At 43.9% G+C, this 13212-nt stretch carries 12 protein-coding genes and 1 pseudogene; all 13 read right to left on the bottom strand.

From position 1 onward, the window contains the following. Nucleotides 1-5 precede the first annotated feature (5 nt). Entirely contained in the window at nt 6-683 is a 678-nt protein-coding gene (locus tag AC3WTP_RS10910) for a hypothetical protein (protein ID WP_492394633.1), read from the bottom strand. A 278-nt stretch (nt 684-961) separates the two neighbouring features. Continuing rightward, nucleotides 962-1975 carry a phosphotransferase enzyme family protein gene (locus AC3WTP_RS10905; RefSeq protein WP_492394632.1) on the bottom strand — a complete coding sequence of 338 codons (1014 nt, stop codon included), beginning with the start codon at nt 1973-1975 and terminating at the stop codon, nt 962-964. 24 nt (nt 1976-1999) lie between these two features. Further along, the gene (locus tag AC3WTP_RS10900) at nt 2000-2770 is read right to left on the bottom strand and encodes a GNAT family N-acetyltransferase (protein ID WP_492394631.1); all 771 of its coding nucleotides are present in this window, start codon (nt 2768-2770) and stop codon (nt 2000-2002) included. An 85-nt stretch (nt 2771-2855) separates the two neighbouring features. Beyond that, the gene (locus tag AC3WTP_RS10895; protein WP_492394630.1) at nt 2856-5684 is read right to left on the bottom strand and encodes an ABC transporter permease; all 2829 of its coding nucleotides are present in this window, start codon (nt 5682-5684) and stop codon (nt 2856-2858) included. Next, entirely contained in the window at nt 5681-6400 is a 720-nt protein-coding gene (locus AC3WTP_RS10890) for an ABC transporter ATP-binding protein (RefSeq protein WP_492394629.1), read from the bottom strand. Before AC3WTP_RS10890 ends, AC3WTP_RS10895 begins: the two co-directional genes overlap by 4 nt. Nucleotides 6401-6443: 43 nt before the next feature. After that, a complete protein-coding gene (locus AC3WTP_RS10885) occupies nt 6444-7814 on the bottom strand; it encodes a sensor histidine kinase (RefSeq protein ID WP_492394628.1) in 1371 nt (456 codons plus the stop codon). Between the two features lie 2 nt (nt 7815-7816). After that, nucleotides 7817-8197: a winged helix-turn-helix domain-containing protein gene (locus tag AC3WTP_RS10880; protein ID WP_492394716.1), complete on the bottom strand. Its 381-nt coding sequence runs from the start codon at nt 8195-8197 to the stop codon at nt 7817-7819. Beyond that, nucleotides 8183-8479, bottom strand: a pseudogene (locus AC3WTP_RS10875) (response regulator transcription factor); the annotation flags it as partial. The pseudogene AC3WTP_RS10875 and the gene AC3WTP_RS10880, both read right to left, overlap by 15 nt. Nucleotides 8480-8624: 145 nt before the next feature. After that, nucleotides 8625-9485, bottom strand: a complete 861-nt coding sequence (locus tag AC3WTP_RS10870) for a methyl-accepting chemotaxis protein (protein ID WP_492394627.1) — start codon at nt 9483-9485, stop codon at nt 8625-8627. A 106-nt stretch (nt 9486-9591) separates the two neighbouring features. Next, nucleotides 9592-9972, bottom strand: a complete 381-nt coding sequence (locus AC3WTP_RS10865) for a PadR family transcriptional regulator (RefSeq protein ID WP_492394626.1) — start codon at nt 9970-9972, stop codon at nt 9592-9594. 518 nt (nt 9973-10490) lie between these two features. Further along, nucleotides 10491-11627, bottom strand: a complete 1137-nt coding sequence (locus AC3WTP_RS10860; RefSeq protein WP_492394625.1) for a hypothetical protein — start codon at nt 11625-11627, stop codon at nt 10491-10493. Continuing rightward, complete coding sequence (locus tag AC3WTP_RS10855) at nt 11624-12406, bottom strand: creatininase family protein (RefSeq protein WP_492394624.1); 783 nt, start codon at nt 12404-12406, stop codon at nt 11624-11626. Before AC3WTP_RS10855 ends, AC3WTP_RS10860 begins: the two co-directional genes overlap by 4 nt. Further along, entirely contained in the window at nt 12403-13149 is a 747-nt protein-coding gene (locus AC3WTP_RS10850) for an SDR family NAD(P)-dependent oxidoreductase (RefSeq protein WP_492394623.1), read from the bottom strand. Before AC3WTP_RS10850 ends, AC3WTP_RS10855 begins: the two co-directional genes overlap by 4 nt. Nucleotides 13150-13212: the final 63 nt, after the last annotated feature.

Raw genomic sequence — 13212 nt, 5'->3', positions numbered from 1 at the left:
TTCGTTCAAGGACTAGGCTGCAGTAAACTATTGCGATTCGCTGAATAGCGTACAGTCACGGAAGCATGGGTTTCGTCGAGCAAAGAGAGTCGCAGTTCCAGGTCAACAGAATGAGTTGTATCTCCGAATAAAGCTATTAAAATCTGTGGATCGACCGTGATGCTCCATTCCTCCAAAAAGTCTACAGGCAAAGTTCGTCCGTTCGGCAAATCTGTCAATGTATCCAGCCGGTTTGGATGACCATCAATCGTATTTGGTTGGCCATGCAGTTTACCCAGTTCATCTCTTAACGACTTACTGACATCAAATGCGTCCTGATGGTTGTTAAACCGATATTGCAGTGCCATCAGAACATCATTATAGAATCCGAATTGCACTTGACTCGAATGGCCGTATACTTGAACAGGTTGCTTTAACAGATAGTCCGTACTGTTGGGACTTAAAATTGTTTTGTCGGCATTTTCTCCCGTATTCAGCGATAAGGAAGCAAACACATCCTTTTCTGATGAACCGAATAAGTTATAAAGCTTGGCAAAACCACCCTTACCTTCTCTTTGAATGGACTGGCTTTGACAAGAGACTAAGGTACCTCCAGCAAGGATTAAGATTAATATGAGGCAGGAAATCCAAGCGGCTGATTTTTTGGTCTGATTGTGAAAAATCAACCTAATACGCTCTTTCATGATGTGGTCCCCTCCTAGGTAAGAAGTAGATAACGCCAAATCTTTAGTAGCCTTCTTTTTCATATAATGAATGATGGTATTGGCATAAACTTATCGAGTGCGAACATCATAATCTTACTCGGTATATGGACATCAGGTCGCGAACAGGCTGCTAAGAGGAGAAAGATCGAATTGGCGAAGATTGAAGTTCACAATATATAGCTTACTTAGAATTCGAGAGCATGGACTGATCCGCTATGGTTCAAACCATGCTCTTCTTATATAACTTTCAACAAAGATTAAGTCCAGATGTCAACGATCGGGATTCCGTTCTCCAGCCTGTATCGAGACTCAGCTATCCAATCCTTAAACCATTGATTGTCTGAACTGCTGAAGGTTTCATCGCCGTTATAGTTGCGGAAGGCTCCGATATAAACGATTAACTCCCTTAACTGCAGGAATAGAGGAATCTGTTGTAACCAATAGTCGTCTAAAGAATACTCCATGCGATAGCCCTCCATGAAATGCTTCATGAAACGCAAAGCTTGTTCTTTCCTACTCGCTCTTCCCTCATCGCCGCCATATACGTAAACAAGATAATATAGTTGTATGGCGATATCTTCTACAAACCAGCTATACTGCGCCTCATCAAAATCAAACAATGTGATCTTCCCCTGCCCATCGACACAGAAATTCCCGACATTGATATCTCCATGGATAAGGCCATATGACGCAGTATCCTGTGGCAATTGCTGAAGCTCGTTCACTAGCTCATAGCAGCGCTCTATGATTCTTGTTTGCGAAACCGGAAGAATGCTTATATTTTGCAAATAATAGTTTTGACTCCAATCATGCCTTCTTATTGCATTATCATTAGGTTGATAGTGACTGGATAGAGCATGTATTCTCCCTGTTATTTGCCCTAGTCTGGAATAGAGCATATCGTCCTGAAGGCATTCGGGATAACCAATCTTGCTTCCTTGTGCTTTTACGAAAGAAACGGCTGTAAAGTACATACCTTGTGCTTCGATCACTTCAGCAAGCCTGCCATCGAATGAACAGATCGGTTCAGATACTGCTATTCCGTTTCTTGCTAAGTAGAGAATCCAATCTAATTCGGCTTGAACTAGATTAGAGGATCGATGAGCACTAGGCGTGAATCTTAAGATGTAAGACTTGTTGTTAAGCTGATATTCGTATATAAAATTTTGAAAGCCTCCAACGAATTGTAGTTCTTCCATGCTCGTTCCATATCTAGCAGCGGCTGTTACAGCGACCTCATCATTGAAGATTGCCTTAATCGAATGTTCCATGTTGAAAGTCCTCCGATAAATCGATTACTCAAAATAGCGAGCATACAGTTGCATCCACGCAGGCCAATAGCCTAAGCTGACGGCTAACTGTCTTGATTGCAGATTATGTAATGAGGTTGAATAATAAGGGATAATGCCCTCTTCTAAAATGGCTTGAGTTAGACGACCAACGATTGCTTTTCCGATTCCTAAGCCTTGATAAGCTGGAAGTACATCCACCCCGATTTGCCACATGGTATCACAATCTGCGGATGCCCCTGCTATGCCTACGATCGCTCCCTTATATTCAGCAACAGCTGCTAACATATCAGGACGATCGCTGTTCGGGTTAAAGGTGAGAGCATGTTGAAATTGCTTATGTGCATATAGGCAGGATAACGTATGGTGATCATGCATTGTGATAGTAACATCTCGAGGAATATTAATATCACAAAGATCCTCAATCGTATATACATATTTTAGATCAGGACCAGCGAGATATTGGTTGTTCTGTCGCAAATAGTTGTCTATTCGACCCATCGTATGTACCGAAAATAGCTGATCTCGCGATATCTGACCTAGTTCATGTTGAGCCCAAGCCATTCTTTCTTTGTTGCATGAGATAACTACTCCTTTTCCTAGAGTCACGATCGATAGAGATTGCTCTCGATATGGGAAACGAAAGCCTCCATTATGTTGTTTTGCTCGATGCACAGTTCCATGATCAGACAGTAGATCATTTGTCGAACAGCTGAGATCTGCTGCTAATACCGATTGAACAGACCGAATAACGGATTTCTTGTTGGTTACGTCCATCCTCATATCCTCCCCAATAAGGAAGGCTGTTCCGCATGATGCTAGAAACAGCCTAATTGATTATTTCACAGAATACAATTGCCGACTACTCATCTGATAAACGGATCGCATCACTAGGCGATAGGCGAAGAATTCGTCTTGATGGACCAATATGAAGCAGAAGAGTCAAGAGCATCAGTATGCATACAATAGGTATAATATACTCCCAAGGATATACAAAGGATAGAGCAGGTTCTGTTGGCTTTTTGGTAGACTCGAGCAATTCAACAATTGCATATCCACCGATAGTGCCGAACAAGCAGCCATTAAGTAAACCAATCCAACCTATCATGGTTCCTTCCAGAAGAAGCATTTGACGAACGATCCGTCTACTGAGGCCAATGCAGCGCATCATGGCGATCGTTTTCAACCGTTCTTGCAAAGCACGCAGCTGAAGGATGGCCAAGCCTGCTAGTCCGATACCCATAGCCACTATCATGAATCCATTAAACACCCATAGCATCTGAATAAGGCTGATATCCTCTGAAGCTTCTGAGATTCCAGGAGCCGAGAACCCATTGATACCTAGACTGACAACATGTTCTTCCACGCTGCGTAGATAGCTCGTGTCATTGGACATCAGTGGCAGCATCAGATAACCTTTTTCAGGAGTCGATTCCCAGCGATATCCTTGCTCTCTCAGCTCGTTATATAGATGTGGATTAACAAACATCACATTATAGAATTCCAAGCCAGTAGTTGTATCCGCAAAGCCGATAATCTGGATATCTATCGTACTTACAACTTGTGGTTCCTTACCAAAAGCAGGTGTATTCGGTTCAGCTGGCTTTTCATAGATATCCAATTTCAGCTGATCTCCCACTTTTAATGGACGTAGTAGCATCTTGTCCATTCGGTATGTAGAAGGCCACTCTTCCGGAGCATAGCTGAATTTCTTATCCAGAATGACATATTGAGGATTGCTCTTGACCGCTTTCCAAGCTTCCAGATCCGATGCATAATCGTCATGGCGCTCAGAGAGCTTGATCATGTCGCTGCTCATTTGTTCATCTCCTGGAATCGTTACATTCAATTGATTCATTGGAGCAAGCGCTCCATCTGAAGCAGTCCGGATCATATAAGGTTCCATAATGGTGGAGTTACGTACAATCTCCCCTAGTTCGGAATTTTGATTAAGAATGGGCAGTATCTGTTGCTTCTCGCTTTCCGATTCGTATTTGATATAAGCGGGATATCCGAGAACCGAATAAGGCTTCTGCTCGATATTCCGATAATAATGCTGAGTAATGATGATGACAAATGTTAATAGCATGAAGCAACAGCTAAACAATAGGGTTACGACAAATGTACGGCGATAGTTTCCAGCAGGATAGCGAAAAGCAACCATTTGAGCAGCTTCTCCTATCCCTAGTTGATTCAATAATGGTTTTAACAGCTTCTGAAGAAACGGCAGCATCTGCACTACCAGATATAGAGACGCGATGGACGACATAAACCACAAGGCTAGTACTGCTGTAGATGATATCCAAGATGAATTACCTTCATCTATCAAGATCTCAATCCCCTGTCCCGTTACGAGTTGAATGAAGTGTATCGCTAGAATGACCACTGAACAGATGATTAAGCATATTCGAATCACTTTAGACCTGATAGCGCTTCGCGGTTCAATCGGATTGCTGTCCCCTCGTAATGCAGATACAATATGCATATTTCCCAGCTTGTAACAAGATATGAAAGAAGTAAACATTAATAGACAAATTATGATTATCCCTGTAAATAAGATGCCTCCTAGTGAAATGTAGGGCACGATCGGAACCGTATTGGCACTATACGCAAATATGAGGTCTCGATTCAACAATCCAAACAATTTGATAATCCCGTAGCCAAGAGGTATCCCCAGCCCTATACCTACACCTGTACTCAGCAGATTGATTAACAAGGCCTCAATAAAAAATATAGCTTGAGTTTGCCTGCGTCGATATCCTAAAGCTCTCAGTATTCCCATTGTTTCTCTACGAGAATCCGCCAGCATAAAGAGAATTTGCGCCAACAGCAAGAGCCCGGCCATAATTGCAGTCACGCTGCAAAGAACAAAAGTAAATCCATGCCTCTTTTTCATTTGTTGGACTTGATTGTAATCGGATTGTTTCAGCTCCCTTACTTCAAACAATGGCGAAGGGCTAGGAAAATGTGGAGGCTTAGTCCCTCTATAGGAATGATCGGACATTCCAGTAAATATTGAAGTGAATAAATGTTCCGGTAATCCCGCAACAAGCCTGGCGTTATCAATCCCCATGATTAATGTTCCTTCTAATGAAGTACTCCCTCGATAACCTGAGATTCCTTCTTCCTCTACTATTTGTTTCACCTGAAACAAGCGCTCTTCACCTTGAGTACCTGTTAACGCTACGGTATCGCCTTCGTTAATATCAAGCGGTTTAGCTATTGCTTCAGACAGAATAATCTGATCAGGTGAGAGCGATTGATCCCATAATTGATTATCCGGATCAAATAGCGACGCTTGAGTAAAGTCGACACCAATGCCCAGATATCGCATTCCTGTTCGAACAGCTTGAAGTTCACCGTCTACTTTACTGACACGCGTCTCGAATGTAACAGCTGATAAATGCTTTAGGTTTTGGATCTGTAGAGATTGTTCAATCGAAGGTAGTTGTTCAGCACTGAAGTAGGATTGGTTGTCAGGAGGACGCAGCTCCCATTCAATTGGACCGTAATGCTTCTCAAACCAGCGGTTTCCACTCTCATCAAACGATTGAAAAAATATAGTAGATGCTATGATGAGAGCGGCTCCGATACAGCCGCCTACAATCGTTAGCACGGTCTGTCCGCGTTGAGACTTTAGGTTTCGCCAAGCTAATCTCCAATAGATGCTTGAGGACCATATACTTCTCATTCACTCACCAGCTTTGCTGAAGGAAATCGATCTAAGCCGTTATCTGCATCCATCTTGACGATTCGTCCGTTCTCCATGTAGATAATGCGGTCGGTTTGCTTGGAAAGGCTAATATCGTGTGTAACCAGAACAATCGTCGTTCCCATTGTCTCATTGATGTGACGAAGTAGGCCGACAATTTGCTGAGAAGTATGACTGTCTAATGAACCGGTGGGCTCATCCGCCCAGATCACAGCTGGATTTGAAACTATCGCACGGGCAATAGCTATACGCTGATTTTGACCTCCCGATAATTGAGCAGGTCGAGAATGAACCTTTTGTTCTAGACCGACTTGCGATAATGCTGTACGTGCTTTTTCATTTGCAATCTTGGTAGATAGGCCTTGTCCAATGAGAGGAAGTGCCACATTTTCAAGAGCTGTTAATACAGGAACTAGATGAAATGATTGAAACACAAAGCCCATTTGAGTTAACCGAAATGAGGAACGTTCACGCTCTTTTGCAGCGTATAGATCAAACTCATCGATGATCACTTTTCCTTCTGTAGGATCATCAATTCCGGATAGAACATGGAGAAGCGTCGTTTTTCCGCATCCAGACGGGCCAACAATGCTAACCATTTCTCCTTTCTCAATGACGATATCAATTTCCTTCAATGCTCGGACCATGGATTCGCCGGTGCCGAATATTTTGGTAAGCTGGTGTGCTCGAATCATCTTCCTACCTTTTTTCTCCGATTATTAGCATCAATGTAACAAATCAATATTTAGAGGTAATGGAGGAAATGTGCAGATGTTGTGCAGAATATGAGGCTTCGTTATAGATTGGAAATGCAATTCGAAAAGTGGTTCCTTGCTGCCATCTGCTGGTTACATCTATTGTTCCATTATGAGCTTCCATTAGCTGCTTCGCGATCGGAAGCCCTAAGCCCAAGCCAGATGAAGTACTGCTTGATCTTACTCGCCGATGAACTGTCCCCCTATAGAAACGTTCGAATAAATTAGGGATTTCTTCATGCTCGATCCCTACACCATCATCTGATACGGTAACAATACAATTAGCAGACTCAAAAGCAACGGTGATATATACCGTGGAGCGGGCGTATCTCAGCGCGTTTCCAATAATATTGACCAGCACTTGCTTAAGTCGGTCTTCGTCCGCGTACACATGAAAAGTATCATCAGCATGCAAATTCAAGGTAATCCCGGATTCCTCTGAATCCATCGCTAATAATGCAGTCAATTCTTCAAGCGTACTTTGTAATGAAAACCAAGACTTATATAAGATTAGGCGCCCTGATTCAGCTAATGATAGCTGTTGAAGATCACCAAGGAGCTTGCTCATGCGATATATTTCATCCTGAAGCAGTGAAACTTGAGAAAGTTCCAGCGCGGTTTGATTGTGCAGTGAATTATCAAGTTTAGCTCGCATGACAGCCAATGGAGTTCGCAATTCATGTGCTATATCCGCTACCATTGATTTTCGAATGGTTTCTAGTCGATACAGCTGCTGAGCAATCTGATTAATTTTCATTTCCACTTGTAAGATATCCGGATCTGAATACGGACTTTCTTCCTGAAAGGACGGTTCAAGATGATCAAGCAAGCTGGCTATTCGCTTAACTAATTTCGCTTGATTGTTCTCTTGCTTGGATAATATGGTGTAGATGATGATGAACACGATCAGACCAATTGTGAAAGGGAGAAGTATGGAATAAGATAATGTATAGCCTTCTTCATCGAAAGAACCATCGTAAGATCCAATTACTTGTCCATTAAGTAAGATAAGATGACGATTACTACTATCTTTGTTATGCAACTGAGTATTACCTGACCTAATATCATCCTGATTGGAAGACCAAAGGAGTTGATTGGATGGTGACCATATGCGCAGATCATGATCTTGTAACAGCTTGGATGATTGAAGCTTGTTAATAGCCAAATCCCAATCCCCGTATAGCTCGTAGTAGGAGCTTAGTAAGGCGTCTATTTGGATATGATTCTTCAGTTTATACTCCTGATTAGCCTGCTGTTGAATCCATGCAGTAAGACCATAAACGATTAATAAACACGCAATAGCTGATAGCAGTGCCGTTAAGAAAGAGCGCTTCTTACGTACGATTGACCACATGTTTATGGACTTCCTCCTCCAAATTTATAGCCGACTCCGTACACAGTAACGATATATTGCGGATTAACGTGATCATCCTCTACCTTACGTCTCAAATTGCGAATATGCGAATCAATGGTGCGTTCAAATCCATAGTAAGCGTCTCCTAGCGCTTGATCTAACAGCTGTAACCTTGTAAATACCCGCCCAGGTTGAAGAGATAAGGCAGCTAGAATCTCAAACTCTGTTGGAGTCAGGGAGAGTGATATGCCGTTCTTTTGTACTTCATGGCGTAAAATATCGATTGTTAATGCTCCGAATTGTAGAACTTGTCGATCTTCAGCGATGATGTTGGCTCTTGATCTTCGCAGAACTGCTTTAATCCTTGCAAGTAATTCTCTCATTCCAAATGGCTTAATCATATAATCATCTGCACCGATCTCAAGCGCAACCACCTTATGCCATTCATCGGATTTAGCGGTTAGCATTATGACAGGTGTACTCCACTTACGCTGTACTGCTTTACATAAGTCAGTACCTGACATGCCAGGAAGCATCCAATCGATAAGCAATAAATCAAACCTTTCATGTTCAAGCACGGATAATGCTTCATCAGAATTGACTACATGTGTAACCTGACACCCTTCCTGCTCCAGGAAAGGCTTTACTTCTTCAACGATTGGATATTCATCTTCTACCTATAATAGCTTCATATTTTTGGCTCCTTGTTGTAACTATAATAGGGTCGAACATACTAAAACAGCAGCCTTCAACTCCTTAAGTAAAAAGAGTAAATAAGCTGCTGCATGTAATGGTACGCCCGTTAAATAACTATTCGATTATCAGATTCTTCTCCGCCATCTCCGACAGCTGCTGCGTGTTCCGATTAATATGTTGTACGGTTGCAGACAGTTCTCGAATTGAAGCGACTTGATTGTTGGTGTAATCATGAATTCCTTGGAACGCTTGCTGCAGATTGCGGATCGCAATCTGCATATTCTTCGTAATGTCATCAATCTGAATTGCATTATTCTTCGAATAGGTTGCTAACTTACGGATCTCATCGGCCACAACTCCGAAGCCGCGGCCCGCATCACCTGCACGCGCAGCTTCTATCGCTGCGTTCAATCCTAGCAGATTGCTCTGTTCGGAGACTTCCTTAACAACGCTCGATATCTTCCCGATCTCCTGCGCGCCAGAGCTCACATCATTCATATAGTTAGATACTTCTTCTAATCGACTAGCCAGCACCATGACAGAGTTCGTGATCGAGGAGAAAGAAGCAGCGGTTTCTTCCACGATAGCGGATAAATCTTCTGCGACATGGTAGAGCTCATTCGCCTTCTCTAAGCTCGACCCTACACCGACACCGCCAATAACTTCACCGTGCTGATTATGAACAGGTATGACCCGCGAAGCAAATGGTACACCGAATAATTCCTTCGGGACTATACCCGATATTTCTTTATTATTGCGAATGGCATCTGTCAGAATATCTCCTTCCAACAGCGGTTCTTCAGGCTTAAGATTCAGAGAGAATGTCTTAGCTGGAACTGAGATCATCAGTCTCTCCGTGTTGTATACACTGACAGATATATCGTCATGCATTAATTTGTTCAAGTATGGCGCTACTTTCGCGAATGCTTCTATTAACTCGGTGTCATGCTTCTTAAGATCTGCAACGTTTTCCACTTTACCACAGTCCTATCCTTGGTAGTTTTGAGATTTAACCTATTTATGTATGATCATTTACCACTTTATCAATTACAGTAATGCGAGATATTAATATAAAGTTAATCTACATGTCATATTTTTTCAATGCCTTATCAAACAATCTGTACACATTCAGAGCAATTTCTACTTTCTCCGGTAAATCTCGCAGCAGCTGATTGAAATACTCTCTACCAGAGTCCGTAATTTCATAGTATCGATTATATCGGTTATCATCTTCCCATTGACTAGTGGCATGCCCCTTCTCTGCAAGCACCTTTAAGCGCTTCGCTAGATAAGAATCGTTCACACCGACTCCACTTAGCGTTTGAATGATGACTTGATCGATTTGCTTTCCATAGCGTCTGCCTTTCTGCAGCTCAGCGAGGACGATGAAGTCGATGACTTGCTGAACCTTCACAATATGGCCAAGCGATTGTTCCTTCTCAACAGGCTTTTGATTTCTCATCTTCTCACTCCTAATGCAATAGTAGGCTAGGTGACCATCTCCAATATATCACATAAACAAGCAAGCAAATAACACGTGCTAGGAATATACGTGTTTGCACGTGTTATCTTAAGGCCAATATAACGTATCTATCATCCATATTATTTCTGCATCATGATCCGAATCTAGGTCAACATTTACGTCATCAAGGATGGAAACTCCACTTGAATTCGTGTTATGAAAAAAGTCCTCTCCCAACGATCAAGGTCGTGTGGGATAGGACTTTTTGGATTCGCGAGCGACGCGAAGCGGACCGTACAGCCCTTATTTCTGCGAAAACGCTGTGTTTCGCGTATCTCGCGGACACAGGAGACGTTATTCGCTATGAAACGTACCATTTCCAGCGAAAAAGGTGTAAATAGCGGAACCACGGTCCGCTAAGCAATCGAAATAGCCCACTATGGCTAAAATAGCGGCCTGTGTGTCCACCACACTATCTTTAATGCCATTAAATAAATGTTTAATTCCTCATTCCCTGCTCACGAATTCGGCCTATATACAATATCTATCTTCTCCGACTGATAACTCGGTCCGTAATAAGCGGCATCAACCACCGCGCAGGTTAGAGCTGTCGTCATCAGTGTACGTTCTATTGGGATCGGCGGCACACCTGACATCATTAAATCCTCAATCTTCTTGGTAAAATGCTCAAAATGAACAAATGGACGATCTAACTCGCTGTTATAGAGAACAGCACTTGACTCACCTTGCTTCGTGCGGAAACATGCCGCCCACTGTTCAACTAGCTTTTCAAACTGTATCACATAGCCCTTTAAGCCATCTTCATAATGGATGACCATAAGAATTGGGTTGGAATCAAGCAAACGCGGGTGAATAGCAGGAAGATTCGGGAATAGTTGCAACGTTTGAAGCATTAAGTCCTCCGGCCATTCCTGGCGATCCATGCTATCCCATACTTCAGGGCCCTGCATGAATTGTACTGATTGTACCCCGGACTCTCCGCCTTCTCTTTGCTCTGCCAGCGATTGCAATACTTCCAAGGCGTGAAATCCATAGGCTTCCAGTAACGTCGAATGACTGACGACCAGTATTTCGGTTACGGAGTGCAGCTTATTCGAATCAAGTGGAGGTACTATTTCGGTATTCGGTATCGATGAACCCCCCATAAACGGAATACCTCGACTTTTCAATTGCGTATACATCCATACAGCATCTTGATAATCGTATGAAAGATGCTTATCTGAGAATATCGGCACTGTTAGTTGCAGCTCATCCAACGCGATAAGCGTTTCTTCGAGCATACGCCGTCTCGGATACATCATCTGTCCCTTTTCATTAAATGGGTAGTCTCCATGCTCACCGATAATGATAACTCCGTCGATTGGGCCGGTTCCCTGCTCATTGCGAATCGCTTCCCGAATAGTTGAATAGATCGGTATTCCCAACCTGGAGGCCGCTTCTCGGCTCATGTCGCTAGAAGGTACTTGATCGGTGTAGATCGAGACGACTTCAATCTGTGGCTCATAATCGAAGTCGCCCAGCAACCGTCCTAAGATAACGTCGGCATGCGAATTATAGCGGTATTCCGTTACAATAGCCGCAACTCGCTTATGGTTCGGATCGTTCGAACTGCCCTTCAAGTTAAGCTCGGTCATCTGCTCTGCTCCCCTTTGTTCATGGCATGAACCGTATGAATCAGCCAGTCTGATAAGCTTGCAATAATGGTGTCCAGATAGATTCTTCCTCGCTCTGCGCTGGCAGGACGTGCGGAGTCCGTGAATCCGTCATAGCCCGTCAGCTCACCATGCCTGCCGATAAATGAACCTGACGGTCCTGCGTTGATCCACTCCCGGCTAATATGCTCATCTTCGATCCGATCCGCTCTAACGAGTTCTGGCCGAATGGCCAGGATCACTGACGTTTCAAACCCGCCCGCATGCCCAGGCACCATCCCTACTTCACGCGCGTTGATCGAACGCAATGCTTCACCTGCAACGCTCCAATAAGAAGCAGATGCCGTCCAGATGGGATGTGCGACAGCGAGATCATTGGCGGTTTGAGTCATGATCGGATCATTGCCGCCATGCGCGTTAACGAAGATGATCTTGCGGAAGCCGTCCTGCACTAAGCTTTCTCCGATATCCTTCAGTACTCGCATATAGGTGGAGGATGTGAACGAGATGGTACCGCCATAAGATAAGTGATGCTGGGAGCAGCCGATTGGAAGCACCGGTGCGATCAGGATAGGAACTTCACGTGCGGCCTGTTCACCAGCGCGATGAATGATATGCTCGCAGATCAGACTGTCCGTGTACACAGGAAGATGTGGACCATGTTGCTCAGTCGCCGCAAGCGGAATCACAGCAGCGCAACCTTGGGCCGCACGTTCTGCAATTTCTTCACGGGTACAAAGGTGCATGAGATAATTCTTCATAGATGGAACCCTCCGTCCACTGTGAATAATGCACCTGTCGCATAGGAGGAGGCATCCGAGAACAAGAAGCAGGCCATTTCATTGATTTCATCTGCGCTCGCACTTCGTCCGAGCATGGAATTGTTCTTCATGGCTGCCTTTTCTTGCTCCGACTGAACGGCTAAGCTCTCTACTGATCTAAAATCACCGGGCACGAGCACGTTAGCTCTTATTCCGAATTGGGCATAGTCTAGAGCAAGTACTTTGGTAAATTGGTTAATGCCAGCCTTGCCGGCTCCGTACGCTAGGCAGCCCTTTGAAGGGATCTGTCCGAGGATAGAAGACGTGTTGACGATAGATCCGCCGCCAGTCTTGATCATTAACGGCAACGCATATTTGTTCACGACGAATGTGCTTGTCAGCGTTCCGCGAATCGTAGCGTCCCACTCCTCCATCGTTAGCTCCAATACGGGCTTCCATACATTCGTATGAACGGTATGATAAGTCCCGTCCAGTCTTCCATAAGCGCTTTCAATCTCTTCAACTATGGAGATCATATCCCTCTCTTCGCACACATCCGCCTGCTTGAAGCGAAATCTCGTCTCTCCGTACTGATCTAGCAGCTGCTGGAGCTCTGGAAACGTATCGATCGGGATGCGATCGCAAGCGTACACGATAGCGCCTCTATCCAAAAACATCTTGATCGCGGATCGTCCCAGATTGCCTAATCCGCCAGTGACCAATATAACCTTGTTATTCAGCACTTGCATCCAATCACCTTTTATCATTAGATTACGAATCAATAAGATTCATTTACGGCTGAAAGT

It is taken from the genome of Paenibacillus sp. EB106-04-04-XG159 (assembly GCF_058791835.1).
Note: the sequence above shows the minus strand (reverse complement) of the source record. Positions and strands in the feature narration are given on the sequence as shown.